This window comes from Cognatundibacterium luofuense (genome assembly GCF_018139685.1).
Lineage (GTDB): Bacteria > Pseudomonadota > Gammaproteobacteria > Burkholderiales > Burkholderiaceae_D > Undibacterium > Undibacterium luofuense.
In genome coordinates, this window is sequence record NZ_JAGSPN010000007.1 from 82576 (window position 1) to 99700 (window position 17125).

A 17125-nucleotide genomic window follows, 5' to 3' on the forward strand; every position below is an offset into this window, starting at 1 on the left:
TGCGGTGGTTTCCAGAGAGCAGACTGAAGCTGAAACAGCGGGCTTAAAGCACCGGTTACAACACGCGCAGCGAGTAATCGGTGGCTTTGACGTCTTTGGTCAGGCTGCCGATGGAAATGCGGTCGACGCCGGTTTCGGCGATGGCGCGCAGGGTGGAATGATCGACGCCGCCGGAAGCTTCCAGCAAGGCGCGGCCTGCGTTGATGCTGACCGCTTCGCACATCATGTCGGTGCTGAAGTTATCGAGCAGAATCGATGTCGCACCGGCGTCCAGTGCCTGACGCAGTTCATCCAGATTTTCGACTTCTACCTGAATGCTGACACCGGCATTCAGCGCGAATGCCTGTTGCATTGCCGGCGCGATACCGCCAGCGGCGGCGATATGATTTTCCTTGATCAGAATGCCGTCGTACAGCGCCAGACGCTGGTTTTTACCACCGCCGACACGTACCGCGTATTTCTGTGCCAGACGCAGGCCAGGCAGCGTTTTGCGGGTATCCAGCACCGCTGCGCGGGTGCCTTCGGTCAGTAGCGCGTAGTGACGGGTTTTGGTAGCAACACCGGACAGCAATTGCAGGAAATTCAGCGCAGAACGTTCTGCGGTCAGCAGCGCACGTGCCGGTGCTTCGATGCGGCAAACCACGCTGTCTGCGCGCATCAGATCGCCTTCGGCATATTGCCAGTCGACGATGATGCTGGCGTCGCAGGCTTGCATCACTGCATCAAACCACGGCGCGCCGCACAGTACAGCATCTTCGCGCACAATCACTTGCGCTTTCACACGTTCTTCCGCCGGTACCAGCAGGCCGGTCAGATCGCCGCTGCCGACATCTTCTGCCAGTGCGTCGCGGATATTGCGCTCAAACGCTTGCTGCAAGTCTGCATCAAACGGTGCATGCGCATTGTTGAGGTTGCTAGACATAAGAGACTTTCTCTGAAAATAAAGGGGATCAGGCCGGGCCAATGTTCTGGAACAGCGCACCGTCTTTGGCCAGATCGCCGGACGGACGCACATTCGCTTTCTTCGCGGCTGCAAAGTCCAGCATGCGGTCGATACAGGTTTTGGCTTTGTAGGCGATGGCGGTATCTACGGTGATTTCATTGCTGCCGGTTTCCAGCACGTGCAGCAGATTGCGTAAGCCATTCATGGCCATCCACGGGCAATGCGCGCAGCTCTTGCAGGTGGCGCTGTTACCGGCAGTCGGCGCAACGATAAAGCGTTTGCCGGGCGCAGCCATTTGCATTTTGTGCAGAATGCCGTTGTCGGTCGCGACGATGAATTCCTGCGCATCCATGGTTTGCGCAGCATGAATCAGTTGCGAGGTGGAGCCGACCACATCAGCCTGCGCCACTACAGACGCTGGTGATTCCGGATGCACCAGAACTTTGGCGTTCGGATATTCAGCCTTCATCACATCCAGTTCCACGCCTTTGAATTCATCATGCACCAGACAAGAACCCTGCCACAGCAGCATGTCGGCGCCGGTTTCTTTCTGGATGTAGCTGCCCAGATGTTTATCCGGTGCCCACAGAATTTTTTTACCTTGTGCATGCAGGTGGCGCACGATGTCCAGACCGATGCTGGAAGTCACCATCCAGTCGGCACGGGCTTTGACCGCGGCGCTGGTGTTGGCGTACACGACCACGGTGCGGTCAGGATGGGCATCGCAGAATGCAGCAAATTCATTCGCATCGCAGCCCAGATCCAGCGAGCATGTCGCATCCAGATCCGGCATCAGGATGGTTTTTTCAGGGCTCAGGATTTTGGCAGTTTCGCCCATGAAACGCACACCGGCCACGATCAGGGTTTTGGCTTCATGATCACGGCCAAAACGTGCCATTTCCAGCGAATCAGATACGCAACCGCCGGTTTCTTCGGCGAGATCCTGCAAGTCCGCATCCACATAGTAATGCGCAACCAGCACGGCTTGCTTTTCTTTCAGCAAGGCACGGATACGGCTTTTCAGGGCGATTTTTTCTTCCGGTGTCGGCATATCCGGCACTTTGGCCCAGGCATTGGCGACACAACTGCTGCCTTCTTCCATTAAAGGACGTTCAAATTCAACGACTTTGGTAGCTTCCATCATTCTCTGCCTATCGCCGGAAGCGCGCTGGAAGGCGTTCCGGCATCAAAATATACTCCCCGGGGTATATAAAAAGGCCCAGTGTTTACGCTGACAATAGGCCGGTTTTGGCGTATACCCCCTGTTTTTCAGGGAAATTGAGGATAAAAAACGCCGGTTGCGCTGTGGGCGGAACCGGCGTTGGGATCACAGCAAAGGCGATAGTATACGCTGTTACCAGATATTCACACGCTTTGCTTCAGTACGCAGTGGCGAACGCTTGCCTTCGCAACGGAAAGCCGCACTGAATTCCGTCATATTGGCCAGCGGCGCCAGTACGCGGTATTTGTCCGGCGAATGCGGATCAGTGGCCAGCGTCATGCGCAGCATTTCATCGCGGATATTGCTGCGGAAGCTTTGCGCATTAGCGACGAAGAAGCGTTGTTCCGCCGTCAGACCATCCAGTTCCGGTTGGGGATTTTTCGCCAGCGCTTTACGCAATGCTGCCAGCGCAATCTTCATCCCGCCCAGATCGGCAATGTTTTCACCGGCAGTCAGCTTGCCGTTGATATGGAGCTTGTCGATAGGATTGTATTCACCGAACTGCACTTCGATTGCTTTGGCGCGACGTACGAATTCTTTTTCATCCGACTTGGTCCACCAGCTTTTCAGATTCCCTTCGGCATCAAACTGACGGCCTTCATCATCAAATGCATGGGTCAGCTCATGGCCAATGGTGGCACCGGTATTGCCGTAATTCGCTGCCAGATCGCCCTGCACATGGTACAGCGGCGCTTGCAGAATACCGGCCGGGAACACGATTTCATTCATGCTCGGGTTGTAATACGCATTCACGGTTTGCGGCGTCATGCCCCATTCGGTGCGGTCTATCGGTTTGCCAAGGCGCTTAATCATGCGCTGATATTCAAATGCAGACGCACGTTTTACGTTTCCTGCGTAATCATCACGACTGATTTGCAGACCACTGTAATCGCGCCAGACATCCGGATACCCAATCTTCACCATGATGCTGTCCAGCTTTTTGTAGGCCTGCTGCTTGGTGACGTCCGACATCCAGCTCAGGCTGGCAATGTTTTCGCGCATGGCTTCTTTGATGTTATTCACCATATCCAGCACACCGGCTTTGGCTTCCGGCCCGAATTGCTGCGCCACATACAATTGCCCCAGTGTTTCACCGGCGCTGTGATCCAGCACTTCCAGTACGCGCTTCCAGCGTGGCGATAATTCTTTGGTACCGGCCAGCTTTTGGCCGTTGAATGCAAAGTTTTCGTCAACAAAGGCTTTGCTCAGATACGGCGCGTAGCTGCTGACCACATCCCAGCGCAACAGCAATTGCCAGTCGCTGAGCGGCACGCTTTGCATCAGCTGATCCAGACCTTTAAAAAATTTCGGATGAGCGATATTCAGCGGGCCCGGTTCTTTCACACCGGCAGCAGTAAAAAATGCATCCCATGCGGTACGCGGCGTCATTTTTTTCAGTCCCGCCAGATCCGACAAGTGATAACTGGCTTCCGGATCGCGCAGCGCCACTTTGTCCATGCTGACTTGTGCCAGACGGGTTTCCAGCGCCAGTATGCGTTTCGCTGCATCGACAGCCGCCGCTTCGCTGTCGCCGGCCAGCACCAGCATACGGGCCACATGCTTCAGGTAAGCAGCGCGGATGTCTTTGCTTTCTTTATCCTGTTTCAGATAGTAGTCGCGGTCTGGCAGGCTCAAGCCACCCTGCGAGATTTGCGCGATATAACGGCTGGCGTTTTTGGTATCCTGATCCACCACGAAGCCAAAACCACTACCGATACCGTCACGGTGAAATTCACCAATCACTTGCATTAACTGCGTACGGTCTTTGATCGCGGCGACTTTTTGCAGTGCCGGTTGCATCGGTTGCGCGCCCAGTTGCTCAATCCGCGCTTCATCCATACCGCTGGCAAAAAAATCGCCGACCAGTTTTTCGCTGCCTTTTGCATCCGCTTTGTTGACTGCCGCTTCTGCCAGCGTACGTAGGATGTTCAGGTTGCGTTCATTCACTTCTTCATACGCGCTGTAGCGGGAACGGTCTGCCGGCACCGGATTATTTTTCAGCCAGACACCATTCGCAAATTCGTAAAAATCAGTACAGGCATCGGCATTGCGGTTCATGGTATCTGCCTGCAGCACCAGCGCATTCGAGGTGGTAGTGACAGGAGTAACAGCAACCGCAGATGCGGATACACCGGCAATTGCCAGCGCCATCAGGCAAGGTTTCAGCTTTTTCAAAAAGTGGGACTGGATTTTCATCGTGTTAATTTTTTCTTTATATGAATCGTTAAAGCAGTTCGGCTGTTTTTTTTCAAAATCTGCCATTAAGGCTGATGCTGCGTAGGATTGGAACGCTGCAACACCGGTAACACCAGTGCCGAATACTGCCCCGGCGCATGATAGACGCGCTGCGTGGCTTTGACAAAATCTTCCGGTTTAGCGGAAGGAATATGCATAAATTTCTGAGGATTCAGATCCACCAGCGGGAACCAGCTGCTTTGTATCTGCACCATGATGCGGTGGCCGCGACGGAAGGTGTGATTCACATCCGGCAGTGCAAAATGCAGCTTACTGACTTCACCGGGTACAAAAGCTTCCGGTTTTTCAAAGCTGTTACGGAACTTGCCACGGAAAGGTTCACCGCGCACCAGTTGCTGATAACCACCCATTGCGGTTTCCGGTACCGGAATATCCTCACCGCGCTTACGGCGCTGTGGCGCATCCGGATAATCGTCCGGATACACATCAATCAGTTTCACCACAAAGTCCGCATCCGTGCCTGTTGTCGATACAAACAATTGCGGCTGCACCGGTCCGGCGACCGTCACGTCATCTTCCAGTACGTCGGTCATATAGCTCAGCACATCCGGGCGCTGCGAGGCAAAACGTTGATCGCTGACCATGTATTCACGCGGTGCGCCAGTGGCCGGATAATTGATAAACGGCACCGGTTTTTTCGGATCAGCGATGTATTCATCAAACGCGGCACCGGTAGCAGGTTGCTGCCAGCTGAGTTTGCCATCCGCTTGCAAATACAGGCTGACTTGCTTCGCCTGTTTCGGCGGCCAGCTGGCATATTCACGCCAAACGTTAGTGCCGGTTTCAAACGCATGGACTTCTGGCAGTGCTTTTCCCTGCACGCCTTTCAGATGCTGCTCAAAGAAAGGGAACAGAATGTTCTTGCGATAGTATTCCGAGGTTTTGCTGCCAAACTGCACCAGCCCCAGCGATTTTCCATCGGCACCAGCCCAGCCACCATGCACCCACGGGCCGATCACCAGTCCGTTATACGGCGCTTTGGCATTGGCCGGACGATTAGCACGAATCGCCTGATAGGTATAAAACGGGCCCGCCACATCTTCCGCATCGAACAGACCACCTACCGTCAGTACGGCAGCGCTGATATTGCGCAGATGGCGGGAAATATCGCGACTTTGCCAGAATGCATCGTACGTATCGTGCTGTATGGTCGGCATCAGCAACTCGCTCTGTTCCGGCGACATTTGCGCCAGAATATTCCCCAGCGACAATTGCTTCAGGAAAAAGCGGTAACCATCCGGCGTACCGTAATCAAAACTGCGCCAGCCGCGCGGTTCCGGCGTCGGATTTTTTTGCTCGGTAAAACTGGCATAAAAATCAAAGTTCGCCGCCAGCATGAAAGCACCGTTATGGTAGGAATCATCGCCTTTGTACAGATTGGTGACCGGCGCTTGTGGCGAAGCCGCTTTAATCGCCGGATGCGAATCGATGATACTGGCCGAGGTGTAGAAGCCTGGATAGGAAATTCCCCAGATACCGACTTTACCGTTGTTGCCACCGATGTTTTTCAGCAGCCACTCGACGGTGTCGTACATATCCTGACTTTCGATACCCTCACCCGGTTTTTTATCGGGATTCTGGTGCGGCGTTGCTTCCTGCCATTTGCCTTCCGACATGTAGCGACCACGCACATCCTGATTCACAAAGATATAACCGGCTTCCTGAAATTCTTTTCCCGGACCCAGCGAGGAAGGATAAAAATCGACGCCGTAATGATTTTCCGCGCCTGCAAAACTACCGCTGCCGTAAGGTGAACGCACCATCAGAAACGGATACGTTTTGCTACTGTCTTTCGGCACGTACACTACCGTCATCAGCTTAACGCCGTCGCGCATCGGAATGCGGAATTCATATTTAGTGTACTTTTCCTGCACCAGATTTGCCGGTGCTTCGTCTGCCGCCAGTGCCTGAGCTGCAAAAGTCGCTGCGCCGAGCGCCAGCAACATTGCCTGACATAGTCGCTTGAGTTTCATCATTTTCCTTGTTATTCCGTATAAATGCAGAGCCTGCATACCGCCACCTGTAGCAGCCGCCTGTGCGCTGTTACAAAACGCAAAGCTGCAGAATCGCCACTTTGCTATGATGTTCAGATACGCCGCATGAAAGATGCAGTGACCGGAAGTTCGTCAAAAAGTTTCCGGTTTCACCAGAAAAAGCCTTTATCCGCCTCGATTTCCGGAATACGGGTTTCCTGATAGCCGTGCGGTTTTCTTCAGGAACAGGATGATGATGAACACCTTACTCCGCGCCGCCCTCATTGCGGCAATGTTGTGCAGCGTCGATGCTGCGCAGGCAGAAGTACGTACCAGTATTTCGATTGGCGTCGGCACTGGCTGGCATTCACACAGTGCTTACCGCCCTTACTATGGTCACCACTACTACCGCCCTTACCCTGTCTACTTTGGCCCGACAGTCAGGTATTACAGCTCACCTCCGGTTTATATCGCTCCTGCACCAGGCTATACCGTGTACAGCGCGCCGGTTGTCAGCAGCGCTCCTGTCACCGTCTACAACGATGCTCCGGTTGTAAGGGAAACAGTAACGGTGTATGACAGCCAGCGCCCCGCCGGATCTCCGCCGGTTGATGGTTCGGGTGACTGGTGGTATTGCCATCAGCCGGACGGTTTTTATCCGTCTGTAAAATCCTGTCCTGCAGGCTGGCAGCGTGTACCGGCAAGCCGCTGATGCCTCTCAATCTATTTCTGCGTCACAGCTAATAAAAAACCCGCTCCGGATACTACCGGAGCGGGTTTTTTGTTTATGACCGGGATGAAGATCCCGCAGAATTATTTTTTCGCCAGAATATTCCGGATCGTTGCAGCCAGTTCTTCCGCAACAAATTTAGCGACATATGCGTCAGCGCCAACCGCACGAATATGTTCTTCGTTAGTAGATCCGGACAGCGACGAGTGAATAATCACCGGCAAGGACTTGTAACGGTCATCCTGCTTGATCTTACGCGTCAGCGTGAAGCCATCCATTTCCGGCATTTCCAGATCCGTCAGCACCAGTGCGACTTTTTCACGCAATGGCTTACCTTCTGCTGCCGCACCGGCGGCAATCGCCTGCAATTTATCCCAGGCTTCTTTACCGGTTTTAGTCATGATGAACGGTGCATGAATCGCACCCAGGGTTTGTTCGATCAGACTGCGTGCCACACCGGAGTCGTCCGCTGCCAGAATTACCGCTCCCGGATTCAGCTGCAATTTGCTACCGACAGATTCAGGATCAACATCTTTACCTTCCGGCGGCGCAATCTGACGCAGAATCTGTTCTACGTCGAGTACCTGTGCCAGACGGGTGTTTTCAGTATCACCATCCAGACGGGCAATACTGGTGACCAGACCGCCAACTGCGCTGTTTTCAGCCGACAACACCTGATTCCAGTCCAGACGCACAATTTCTTCCACCGATTCCACAGCAAACGCCTGCGTTGTACGGGCGTATTCCGTAACCAGCATAATATTCAGGCCAGTCTTCGGTTTGCAGCCAACCACTGAAGGTAAGTCCACAACCGGAATAATCTGTCCGCGCAGATTCACCACGCCCAGCATATGGGGCATAGAACCTGCAACTGCTGTAATCTCAGGCATCGCAACGATTTCGCGCACCTTGAACACGTTGATACCAAACAGTTCAGAACGGGTTTCCGAAGCATCCATGCCCAGTCTGAACAGCAGCAGTTCAAACTTATTTGAGCCGGTCAGATTGGTACGCTCATCGACTTCTTGTTGTACGGTGCTCATAAAGAATTTCCTATCTCAATTGAAAAGCAGTTTTTCCGGGCCCCAGCTATGTCAGCACTCTGCAAATCTGCACAACTCCGATCGCGCCGCGCCGATGACATCATCTTAGATGACGAAAAGCAATGGGAACAAGATTAACTGTCAAAATACAGAAAGTTGATGTTATTTAACAATACGATAGCAAGGCTGATACGCTTTTCCGGGTAATTTCATACGGTGCTGAGCCACAAACGATGCCAGCAGCGTATCCATTCCTTCCATAATGTCAGCATCGCCGTGAATTTCAAATAATCCGTGCTGCTCAATGGCACGGATTCCCTGCGCTTTCACATTACCGGCAACAATCCCGGAAAACGCCCGGCGCAGTTGCGCTGCCAGCAAGTGTACCGGCTGATCACGCCGGATCGCCAGATTGCGCATGTTTTCATGCGAAGGTTCAAACGGACGCTGAAATTCCGGATCAATATGCAACAGCCAGTTAAAGTAGTACGCGTCCCCTCTTTGCTTCCGGAATTCACGTACACGACGGATACCGTCCACCACTGCGCTGGCGACCTGCTCAGGATTCTGAATAATGATCTGGTACCGTTTCTGCGCATCAGGTCCCAGCGTAGCGCCGATAAACTGATCAATCTGACGGAAATAGGCTTCCGCCGAAGCCGGACCGGTAAAGATCAGCGGGAATGGCAAGTCCTGATTTTCGGGATGCAACAGAATACCCAGCAAATACAGAATTTCTTCCGCTGTACCCGCACCGCCCGGAAACACAATCACGGCATGTCCGATGCGCACAAAGGCTTCGAGGCGCTTTTCAATGTCCGGCATAATGACCAGATCATTTACGATCGGATTCGGCGCTTCTGCGGCAATAATGCCAGGCTCTGTCAGCCCGATGTAGCGCCCTTGCCCGACACGCTGCTTTGCGTGACCGATAGTTGCGCCCTTCATCGGACCCTTCATCGCTCCGGGACCACAGCCGGTACAAATATCCTGTCCGCGCAAGCCAAGCTGGTAACCAACCTGTTTGGTGTAGTCATATTCCTCACCCGAGATCGAATGACCACCCCAGCACACCACCAGATTCGGGTTAACTTGCGGCTGCAATAAATTGGCATTGCGCAGAATATGAAATACCGCGTTGGTCACACCCTCACTATCACTGAGATCAAATTGCGGATTGGAAGTAATGTCTGCATGAATAAACAGAATATCGCGCAGCACCGCAAATAAATGCTCCTGAATCCCCTTAATCATCACACCATCAACAAAGGCCTTTGCCGGTGCATTCTTGACTTCCAGCTTAATGCCGCGCTCACGCTGGATGATATTGACTTCAAAATTCTTATAGCGTTCCAGCAATTCTTTGCCGTCATCCAGACCACTGCCGGTATTTAACACTGCCAGCGCGCAATTTCTGAATACCATGTACAAACCACCATGACTGCTGTCGAGCAGTTTTCCAACCTCTGCTTTCGACAACACCTCCATCCGGCCTTCCGGCGAGATGACACTGTCGATTGTTGCGTATTCCATACCATTCTCCTTCAGTGACCAGCAGACTGTTTTTCAGCATGCGCCTGCCTGTTTGCCCATTATGCACACAACTTTCCCGCACGGAAGCTTGTCACAGAGAAATCATGCAATTTTTTACATCCTGTTTAATTTTACGGAAAGTTCATCCCCAGCCCTTGCAAATCACCGGATGGCTCTATATAATTCATGCCTCTCAGACGCGGGGTGGAGCAGTCTGGCAGCTCGTCGGGCTCATAACCCGAAGGTCGTAGGTTCAAATCCTGCCCCCGCAACCAAATTTGTAGACAAGCCACCGGCTGCCAGTAGCAGCTTATCGGTGGCTTTGTCGTATTCGGCGTAGATCCCGCTCTCTTCTTTTGAAATCCTGATATCACCAAACAGGTCGGCAATGATTTTGCGGGCGCGTTGGGTGTCCTGGTCCAGGGTGGACTGCAGGTCGAGCAGAATGCTCTTGATGCGGGATTTGATTTCTTTGGCGCTGACACTCTGCTTCTCAGCAACCTGATCCAGTTGTGCCTGGATGCGCTTTTGTTCTGCTTCAGCCTCTACCAGTCGTGCGCGCAGTGCGTCAGACATGCCGATGTTCGCGATCGCGTCCACCAGCCGGCTGATCTCTTCAGACAACTCACGGATACGCGCCCTGCCGGCAGCGGCGCCGGAAGCCTCCGCCAGCCTGCCGCCCTCCAGCACCTGCTGCACCTGCGCCTCAAGCTCCTGCATGGCCGCCGGCGACATCAACTCATCACGAATCACTGATATCAAACGGCGATCAGTATGCTTGCGGGAAATATTCAAGCCCTTGCAAATCACCTCGCCACGATCCTTGCGATTGTTACAACCATACAAACGCGAATTGATCGCCACCATCGCGCCGCCGCAATACGGACACTGCAACATGCCGCCAAACAAAGTCCGCGAAGGCGAACCCCGGCCGCCGCCGTTGCGCAAACGGTTACCCGTCAAACGCGCCTGCACCACAGACCATACCTCCTGATCCACAATCCGCAGCTCCGGCACATCCATCACAGACCACTCCGCCTCCGGCCGGTCAGTACGCTGACGCTTACCCGTGTCAGGATCCTTCACCCACTGGCTGCGGTTCCAGATATAGCGGCCCACATACAACGCATTATTCAGAACACCGCTGCCCTTCTTCGCGCAACCATAAATCGCAGACACCGCCCAAGTACCACCCCGGGGCGAAGCAATGCCCATACTATTTAGCTCAGACGCAATCCGCTGCACACTCCAGCCAGCGGCATACTTAGAAAAGATATACCGTACCCAGCCCGCCTGCGCCTCGTTTACCACATAAGTACTGCCCGCGTCCGTCTTCACGATGTCATACCCGAAAGACTTACCACCCGCCACAAAGCCACGGCCAACCTGCCCCGCCTGGCCACGGTGCGTCTTATGACGCAAATCATCCAGATACATCTCATTAATCAAACCACGAACACCCCGCAAAATCTTGCGGCCGCCCATACGGCTGTCATAGCCATCCACCGCACCAAAGATGCGGATGCCACGATGCTCCAGCCGGCGAATTGTTCGCTCCTGCTCCACCTGGTCACGCGATAAACGATCGAGACTTTCCACGATCAGAACGTCAAAACGGCCAGCCAGCGCATCAGCCATCAGCTTTGCGCCACCCGGACGTTGTTGAACTGGGGTACTGCCGGAAACCCCGTCATCGCCATACACGGCAATGACAGAGAGTTCCTGCGAATTGGCGAGGCGCCGGCAAATATCTGCCTGATCCTCGATAGAAGACTCACGTTGCTTGTCGGTACTAAACCGAGCGTAAATGATTGCGCGCATGATGATTTGCGTTAGATTGCTTACAACTATTATCACGCAAATCGGCTTTCGGTTCCGACTCATTGCGCGACAACACATCGCTGGCAACGCGCTCGGCCAGCAGCCTGATCAGCTGCTGCCATGCTTGCGGATCTTTTGATTGAAGCATTATGTTATTCAATATAGCCTAAAACCCGAAGCCCGCTCAGGCCAACGACTCAGCCACGATGGCCGCCACAACACCGGCATCCACCCCCAGCGTTCTGGCCACCTCGGCAAACCGAGAAACATTGTCCCGGCCCGGCGCATACGTCTCCTGATACGCCTGCAGAATTTTGTTCTTCGATACAATCATCTTAGCCCTCCCTTTGCGCATTAACAGTCAGATTTGCACTCATGCCACCACCTCCCCCAAAAGAATCGACTTAATCTCGCTCAGCCCCATCTCCGTCAGCTCACACACGCGCACCACCAGCGAAGCCCCCACCGGCAACCGGCCGTGGCGGATTTTGCTGATCACCGGCGGTGCCACCTCCAGCGCACGCGCCAGTGCTGCATCGTTTTTTAAACCCGTTTTCAACAACACCGCGTCCAGCAAATCATTACTACGCGCCGCATTCAGCTCAATCTCGTAAAACTTCTTCATAAAACACCTTTCTTTAATGAATTAATGGATTCACCGTTACACCACATGCACCAAACCGATCGTAGGCATCGTCAAACACCGCACCAGACTCCGCCGCAATCGCAAAATAGTTGTACTCAGCATTCGCTGTTTTAACCGTCACCCGAAAACGCATCAGATAAGCCCTTTCACAAACGTTCATTGCCTCACCTTTCACGCTGAAACACCCAGCACTTCACCGCCGTCGAAGGTGCAGCCAGCGAAGACTGCCCACCCCGGATACCGCTGTTCACCACCTTCACATCCACAAACTTCCGGCGGCTACTCGTCTTCAACACCTTCTTCAAATCGCGCAAAGGCGGCACCTGCTGCCGGCGCTCCGTCGCAACCTGTAAAAAATGATTCAAATTGACAGCGATCAGGCTGGGATCGCGGGAATGATTCAGGACAGACATATCCCCGTTATCCAGGTAATCAAACGCCTCCCAGAATTCCTGCACCAACACATGATCGTTATTGATGACTTGCTGCCGCTCCGCCGCCATGTCCGTGATCTGCTGCGTCAGCGCCACCTTTTGCGCATCCGATAAGCGAATCACCAGACACAAGGCATCCGCAATCGCCAGCATCTGCGCATGCGTCTCAGCAAGACGCGGCATCTTGATGTGCGGGCTTTGGCGCAACTGCTTCAGATACACCGGCGTTTTCTCGCGGATCACATCCAGAATCGCCTTTTCCCGCTTCGTCGCCGCCAAAATGAACCCCGACACGTTTTCCACCGACATATATTTCAACTGGTCAGCAGCCTCGCCGGATTCAGCAGTCTGGGTAGAACGGTCAAAGTACAGATGCACAATCCGCGACAAAATCGCCTCAGAAGCATTCACAGGATTGTTCTGGCTGATCACAATCGAGCCACGAAACGGCGGCTCGTAAGTCTCGTTACCACCCGTCGCCATACCCCGCGCACGGGTACTGCGGCCGTTGTAAGCGGTTTTCAGCTCATCCCAGTCAAACGACTTCACATGGCTTTTTTCATCGCCCATGCGCTCGCGGTCAGACTCAATCAGCACCACCGGCAGGCAAGACACCTGACTAAAGTTACGCGCACGCGCAGCCAGGCTGGATTTACTCGGATCAAAGCCCTCATAGCCATTGCGGCCAAACAGCTTCCACAGAAATTCGATCAGCGTGGACTTACCCGCCCCCGCCTCGCCCACCACCTCCAGAAATGGATACGACGATTGCGCCGCACGGATCTGCTCTGCAAACAAAGAACCAAACCAGAACGTCAGTGCCGCCAGCCCTTTTGCACCAAAGGCCGTCCACAGCAAATTCACCCAGTCCGTGCGGTACTCATCCCGCGCGCGGTTAATCGTCAGATGCACCGATTTATTCAGCGACTTCAAAGACAACTTACCGATATCGAAAAAATCCTCGCCGTTAATATCCGTCAGCACACCATCCTTCACCGCCACATCGCCCAGCACATAACAACCGTGCTCGATGCTGTAGCCAATGTAATCAATGGTTTCCACACGCTGAATATTGAACAGCTGATCTGCCAGCAACCGGTCCAGCTGCGCACTGTTACCGCTGAACATGGCACCCGCCGCCATACCCAGTAAGCGTTTCTTGAACTCCGCCGAGCTGGAAATCTGCGATGCCGTGAACGTGTTTTTCACCGCCGGGCCATCGTGCGGAAACTCCACCCGAAAGTAGTACCAGCTCTCACCCGTAATCAGGTTTTCCTGAAAATACAGCGCCCTCGGATTGCAATTCGCAATCTGGCGAATGGAATGCGACTGAGCCAGCGCCGCCTCGCGCAAGGCCGCCTCAGACAGCGTGTTATGGTCGTCAGAATTGTCCTGCTCCAGACGCACCTTGTTGTACTGCTCCAGATCCAGCTTGAACCAGTACAAACGATGGGCAAAATCAAAATAAAACTCAGACTGATCGCCGCTCTGCATATACATCAGCATCGCTTTTTCTGCTGCGGTCTTCGCAATCAGCAATGCGCCGTGGTAGCGATAACGCTCGATGTCCTCTGCCGTCAGCGCCCCGCGCTGATGTGCATCATTCCAGTCCTGCTTACTCTTACCCTTTTGCGGAATTTGCGCCGCCGCACACTCCCAGCCTGCCGCCCGTGCACGCTCTACATGCTTTTTGGTATAGGCACGGCCTGCACTGTCCCCATCCAGCGCCCACACCAAAAGGCATTCCTGCCCGCCGCGAGAAGCCTGCAGATACCGCAACGCCTCTTCCGGATAGTTATTGCAAGAAAGCAGCGCCACTGCCGCAATACCAACATGCATCAGCGCAATCGCATCAAAAATGCCTTCCACCAGCCAGATTTCATCCACAGCCTGCAGCACCACAGAATCCGGCTTCCACCAGGTGCCGTAATACTTCATACCAAACTGAAAATTGGCTTTTTTCTTACCAAAGCGGTGCGGCTGATCAATAATCCGCTCCCAGTAGCCATTACCCACCGGAAAACGCACCGTAGCACTGCCTATCTTCAGTTCGCGGTCAAAGTACGATTCCTGCGTGTACATACCCTGCACTTTGGCCAGATCAAACCCACGGCCATGCTTCATGTAGGCATCTGCCGCCGCATTGGGGTTATTGTTTTCCGGCGTCGGTTTGTACCGGTCAGACCAGTTATCAAACAAATCCGGATACAACTCTTTCACATGAAAAATCTCGCCACAGTTATTCAGGCGCCCGCAACGCAATACCCACGGATGATCTGCATTGGTGTACAGCTCTTTTTTCTTACACGAAGGGCACACACCACCACGCAACATGCCACTGGCTTCCGGCTTAAACTTAAATTCCGATAACCGCTCGGTAATCTCTTTGTGAAGTGAAGAATCCATTGTTTACTCGTTATCGCCCGCAGCGCGGCGCTTAAAATCAATCTGTCCCTGCACTGGCAAAGCAGCACCTGTTTTGCCTGCGTCACCCGCTTTGCCTGCCCTACCTGCCCCACCCGCCTTACCCAAACCCGCCACCCACAAATTGGCAGGCACCTTCCCACGCCAGCAATGCGCAATCATTGCCAGCGTTTGCTGTATCAAAGGAGAGGCACTCTCCAAAGGCGCTGCAATACGCAGTGCCACACGCACTTGCTCTAGTTCTTCGCGGCTGACAGGTGGCACAGGCATCATGAATTTCCGTTACGGTGTGACGATAATTCGCCGTTTTTCAAACGCGCCCGGTATTCCCGCTGACGCTGGGCGCCCGACTTGGCATGTGGCTTACGTGGGCGGCCACGCGGCCGCTTTTCAAACACATCCAAAGTAAATTTGTCTTCCGGCTGCTTCATCACCACACCCCCGCCATACCGCCCAGGTCTTGCAACAGTTCACCCAGCACCAGTGCCGAATACACCGGCGTAATGTCCGGAAAACAATTGCGGCGGTGTATCTCCCTCACCAGGGCATCCGCCAGAAACACTCTCGATGTCAAAGACAAAGCCATCTGCAACTCCAAAAATTGCGGGCAAAAAAAGCCCCTCACGCCTGAAAACAGGCATGTTGCCAATCAGAAAACGGGATTAAATGTTCAGTAAATCAGCGCGGTCAGCGTCGTTATCCGACCGATAAATTCAGCGACAACTGATTCAGTGCAGTAGCCCGCACATGCTGAGAAATAGGAATACGCACATCGTAATTAGGCATGGCAGACAACGACACCGTGCGCAACACCTCAAGGCCAGCCACAAACACATGGCCGCAATCTTCGTTATTGCAGCGGTAAGTAATCTCTTTAAACAATGGCGACATGGTGCGGCTTTTAATCGCGCGGACCGTCTGCGCACAATGCGGGCAAGGTAAACCAATCACTCTCATTCTGGATTCCTTTCAACAACATACAACGAACGCCCCCGGCCAGTAATCTGCTTAGACTGCCGGCGCAAACGCCGCTTCACCAACCACTCTGCCGCCTCATCAACCGAGCCCAGCCCCTGCTGCAAACGCACCTGCTCTAACAGTGCCAGCTCTTCGTCATTTACTACTATTGGATGAGAACGCATCTTTTCGGCTGCTCTTAAATGGCTTCAATCACGCAGACCGATGTACTACGCTGTCATTACCGCCTTCCAGCAATGCCTTTGCTTCACGCAGTGCCAGCTGGCGCAATAAGGTGGCCGTTTGTTCACCGTTGTAATTGGCAAGTGCCACAATCAGATCATGCTCGTAATCATCAAACCGCAAGGTAACCCGGTGGTCACGTACACGTTTAGGATCTGGGTACATGGCGGCAACCTGTTATTTCTTAGGCTTGCGTTTAAAGTCTTCCAGACCACGCAAGTACATAGACCGCATAAAGGAGGAACGCGAGCGGTGCTCCGCCATCGCAAATTGATTAGCCTCGTCAAACTCTTCCGGCGACAGGCTGATAGGGGTACGGATAGCCTTTTTGATCTTTGGCGCGCGGCCAAAATGGTGTGTTGGCAGAGACATAAGGTATCATTGTGTGACGTTAGGGATAACGCAATATTAGTGGTCAATTGACCGCATGTCAACAATATTTTGAATTCAAATGACCGATTTTAATACGCGCCTCCGCGAGGTGAGGAAAAGTCGCGGCTTAAATCAAGCTGAATTTGCTGAACTGGGTGGCGTAAAGAAAGACGCTCAGATGAACTATGAAAATGGTTCCCGCAAACCGGACAGTGATTACCTGCAAGCAATCGCAAATGCGGGTATTGATGTGCAATATCTGCTGACCGGGCAGACAAGCACACAGGATTTAAGCAAAGATGAGAATGACCTCCTTGCTGGCTACAGATCACTTGATCTGCGCGGCAAAGCAGGCGTACAGGCGCTAATTGGCGGGATGAATTCCGTCTCTACGCCTCAGAAAAACGTATTTCACGGTAACGTGGGCCAAGTCGTCCAAAACGACGTCACCGCCCCGCAAACCTTTAATTTCGGCGGCAAAAAGAGCTGATTGTTGCAAACAACCTTTGGAGCATCAAATTGCATGAA

The 17125-nt window shown here is 53.4% G+C and carries 20 protein-coding genes, 1 tRNA gene and 1 pseudogene; 4 read left to right on the plus strand and 18 right to left on the minus strand.

Going from position 1 to position 17125, the window contains the following annotated elements; genetic code table 11:
* Positions 1-55: 55 nt before the first annotated feature.
* The 4 genes from nadC to KDM89_RS10925 all read right to left on the minus strand — a co-directional run bounded on the left by nadC (position 56) and on the right by KDM89_RS10925 (position 6397).
* On the minus strand, positions 56-922 hold the full coding sequence (gene nadC / locus KDM89_RS10910) for a carboxylating nicotinate-nucleotide diphosphorylase (protein WP_212687966.1): 867 nt from the start codon (positions 920-922) through the stop codon (positions 56-58).
* A gap of 28 nt (positions 923-950) precedes the next feature.
* Positions 951-2087, minus strand: coding sequence for a quinolinate synthase NadA (gene nadA / locus KDM89_RS10915; protein WP_438947512.1), 1137 nt, complete (start codon positions 2085-2087; stop codon positions 951-953).
* A gap of 210 nt (positions 2088-2297) precedes the next feature.
* Positions 2298-4361, minus strand: coding sequence for a M13 family metallopeptidase (locus tag KDM89_RS10920; protein WP_212687967.1), 2064 nt, complete (start codon positions 4359-4361; stop codon positions 2298-2300).
* A 65-nt stretch (positions 4362-4426) separates the two neighbouring features.
* Entirely contained in the window at positions 4427-6397 is a 1971-nt protein-coding gene (locus tag KDM89_RS10925) for a CocE/NonD family hydrolase (protein ID WP_230427808.1), read from the minus strand.
* A 247-nt stretch (positions 6398-6644) separates the two neighbouring features.
* Between KDM89_RS10925 and KDM89_RS10930 the strand changes: the two genes are divergently transcribed.
* Complete coding sequence (locus KDM89_RS10930; protein ID WP_212687968.1) at positions 6645-7106, plus strand: hypothetical protein; 462 nt, start codon at positions 6645-6647, stop codon at positions 7104-7106.
* Between the two features lie 101 nt (positions 7107-7207).
* Here the strand turns inward: KDM89_RS10930 and KDM89_RS10935 are convergent, their stop codons facing one another.
* A complete protein-coding gene (locus tag KDM89_RS10935; protein WP_212687969.1) occupies positions 7208-8167 on the minus strand; it encodes a chemotaxis protein in 960 nt (319 codons plus the stop codon).
* Between the two features lie 162 nt (positions 8168-8329).
* A complete protein-coding gene (ppnN, locus tag KDM89_RS10940; protein ID WP_230427809.1) occupies positions 8330-9700 on the minus strand; it encodes a nucleotide 5'-monophosphate nucleosidase PpnN in 1371 nt (456 codons plus the stop codon).
* A 198-nt stretch (positions 9701-9898) separates the two neighbouring features.
* Between ppnN and KDM89_RS10945 the strand changes: the two genes are divergently transcribed.
* Positions 9899-9975 (plus strand) — tRNA-Met (locus tag KDM89_RS10945).
* Positions 9976-10105: 130 nt separating this feature from the next.
* Positions 10106-10456: a hypothetical protein gene (locus tag KDM89_RS22485; RefSeq protein WP_230427810.1), complete on the plus strand. Its 351-nt coding sequence runs from the start codon at positions 10106-10108 to the stop codon at positions 10454-10456.
* A 51-nt stretch (positions 10457-10507) separates the two neighbouring features.
* Here KDM89_RS22485 and KDM89_RS22490 read toward each other — a convergent pair.
* From KDM89_RS22490 to KDM89_RS11005, 12 genes and pseudogenes are all read right to left on the minus strand, one after another.
* A pseudogene (locus KDM89_RS22490) lies at positions 10508-11521 on the minus strand (recombinase family protein); the annotation flags it as partial.
* Entirely contained in the window at positions 11493-11669 is a 177-nt protein-coding gene (locus KDM89_RS10955) for a hypothetical protein (protein WP_212687970.1), read from the minus strand. The gene KDM89_RS10955 and the pseudogene KDM89_RS22490, both read right to left, overlap by 29 nt.
* A 36-nt stretch (positions 11670-11705) precedes the next feature.
* Entirely contained in the window at positions 11706-11855 is a 150-nt protein-coding gene (locus KDM89_RS10960) for a hypothetical protein (protein ID WP_212687971.1), read from the minus strand.
* A gap of 39 nt (positions 11856-11894) precedes the next feature.
* A complete protein-coding gene (locus tag KDM89_RS10965) occupies positions 11895-12146 on the minus strand; it encodes a hypothetical protein (protein WP_212687972.1) in 252 nt (83 codons plus the stop codon).
* Between the two features lie 13 nt (positions 12147-12159).
* The gene (locus KDM89_RS10970; RefSeq protein ID WP_212688085.1) at positions 12160-12327 is read right to left on the minus strand and encodes a hypothetical protein; all 168 of its coding nucleotides are present in this window, start codon (positions 12325-12327) and stop codon (positions 12160-12162) included.
* A gap of 4 nt (positions 12328-12331) precedes the next feature.
* Positions 12332-15007 (minus strand): toprim domain-containing protein, encoded by a 2676-nt coding sequence (locus KDM89_RS10975; RefSeq protein ID WP_212687973.1) that lies wholly within the window; start codon positions 15005-15007, stop codon positions 12332-12334.
* A gap of 3 nt (positions 15008-15010) precedes the next feature.
* On the minus strand, positions 15011-15298 hold the full coding sequence (locus KDM89_RS10980; protein WP_212687974.1) for a hypothetical protein: 288 nt from the start codon (positions 15296-15298) through the stop codon (positions 15011-15013).
* Positions 15299-15455: 157 nt separating this feature from the next.
* Positions 15456-15611, minus strand: a complete 156-nt coding sequence (locus KDM89_RS10985; protein ID WP_212687975.1) for a hypothetical protein — start codon at positions 15609-15611, stop codon at positions 15456-15458.
* Positions 15612-15721: 110 nt separating this feature from the next.
* Entirely contained in the window at positions 15722-15982 is a 261-nt protein-coding gene (locus KDM89_RS10990) for an Ogr/Delta-like zinc finger protein (protein ID WP_212687976.1), read from the minus strand.
* On the minus strand, positions 15979-16167 hold the full coding sequence (locus KDM89_RS10995; RefSeq protein WP_212687977.1) for a hypothetical protein: 189 nt from the start codon (positions 16165-16167) through the stop codon (positions 15979-15981). Before KDM89_RS10995 ends, KDM89_RS10990 begins: the two co-directional genes overlap by 4 nt.
* Positions 16168-16195: 28 nt before the next feature.
* Positions 16196-16390, minus strand: a complete 195-nt coding sequence (locus KDM89_RS11000) for a hypothetical protein (protein ID WP_212687978.1) — start codon at positions 16388-16390, stop codon at positions 16196-16198.
* Between the two features lie 12 nt (positions 16391-16402).
* A complete protein-coding gene (locus KDM89_RS11005; protein ID WP_212687979.1) occupies positions 16403-16597 on the minus strand; it encodes a hypothetical protein in 195 nt (64 codons plus the stop codon).
* Positions 16598-16676: 79 nt separating this feature from the next.
* Here KDM89_RS11005 and KDM89_RS11010 point away from each other — a divergent pair, with 79 nt between their 5' ends.
* On the plus strand, positions 16677-17087 hold the full coding sequence (locus KDM89_RS11010; protein WP_212687980.1) for a helix-turn-helix domain-containing protein: 411 nt from the start codon (positions 16677-16679) through the stop codon (positions 17085-17087).
* Positions 17088-17125 lie beyond the last annotated feature (38 nt).

Excerpts from the sequence above, each read along its gene's own strand:
- KDM89_RS10995 (WP_212687977.1), bottom strand. The coding sequence starts at position 16,167 with ATGCGTTCTCATCCAATAGTAGTAAATGACGAAGAGCTGGCACTGTTA.
- KDM89_RS10955 (WP_212687970.1), bottom strand. The coding sequence starts at position 11,669 with ATGCTTCAATCAAAAGATCCGCAAGCATGGCAGCAGCTGATCAGGCTG.
- KDM89_RS10935 (WP_212687969.1), bottom strand. The coding sequence starts at position 8,167 with ATGAGCACCGTACAACAAGAAGTCGATGAGCGTACCAATCTGACCGGC.
- KDM89_RS10980 (WP_212687974.1), bottom strand. The coding sequence starts at position 15,298 with ATGATGCCTGTGCCACCTGTCAGCCGCGAAGAACTAGAGCAAGTGCGT.
- KDM89_RS10965 (WP_212687972.1), bottom strand. The coding sequence starts at position 12,146 with ATGAAGAAGTTTTACGAGATTGAGCTGAATGCGGCGCGTAGTAATGAT.
- KDM89_RS10960 (WP_212687971.1), bottom strand. The coding sequence starts at position 11,855 with ATGATTGTATCGAAGAACAAAATTCTGCAGGCGTATCAGGAGACGTAT.
- KDM89_RS11000 (WP_212687978.1), bottom strand. The coding sequence starts at position 16,390 with ATGTACCCAGATCCTAAACGTGTACGTGACCACCGGGTTACCTTGCGG.
- KDM89_RS11005 (WP_212687979.1), bottom strand. The coding sequence starts at position 16,597 with ATGTCTCTGCCAACACACCATTTTGGCCGCGCGCCAAAGATCAAAAAG.
- KDM89_RS10925 (WP_230427808.1), bottom strand. The coding sequence starts at position 6,397 with ATGATGAAACTCAAGCGACTATGTCAGGCAATGTTGCTGGCGCTCGGC.
- KDM89_RS10990 (WP_212687976.1), bottom strand. The coding sequence starts at position 15,982 with ATGAGAGTGATTGGTTTACCTTGCCCGCATTGTGCGCAGACGGTCCGC.
- KDM89_RS10975 (WP_212687973.1), bottom strand. The coding sequence starts at position 15,007 with ATGGATTCTTCACTTCACAAAGAGATTACCGAGCGGTTATCGGAATTT.
- KDM89_RS10985 (WP_212687975.1), bottom strand. The coding sequence starts at position 15,611 with ATGGCTTTGTCTTTGACATCGAGAGTGTTTCTGGCGGATGCCCTGGTG.
- nadC (WP_212687966.1), bottom strand. The coding sequence starts at position 922 with ATGTCTAGCAACCTCAACAATGCGCATGCACCGTTTGATGCAGACTTG.
- KDM89_RS10930 (WP_212687968.1), top strand. The coding sequence starts at position 6,645 with ATGATGATGAACACCTTACTCCGCGCCGCCCTCATTGCGGCAATGTTG.
- KDM89_RS10970 (WP_212688085.1), bottom strand. The coding sequence starts at position 12,327 with ATGAACGTTTGTGAAAGGGCTTATCTGATGCGTTTTCGGGTGACGGTT.
- KDM89_RS10920 (WP_212687967.1), bottom strand. The coding sequence starts at position 4,361 with ATGAAAATCCAGTCCCACTTTTTGAAAAAGCTGAAACCTTGCCTGATG.
- KDM89_RS11010 (WP_212687980.1), top strand. The coding sequence starts at position 16,677 with ATGACCGATTTTAATACGCGCCTCCGCGAGGTGAGGAAAAGTCGCGGC.
- ppnN (WP_230427809.1), bottom strand. The coding sequence starts at position 9,700 with ATGGAATACGCAACAATCGACAGTGTCATCTCGCCGGAAGGCCGGATG.
- nadA (WP_438947512.1), bottom strand. The coding sequence starts at position 2,087 with ATGATGGAAGCTACCAAAGTCGTTGAATTTGAACGTCCTTTAATGGAA.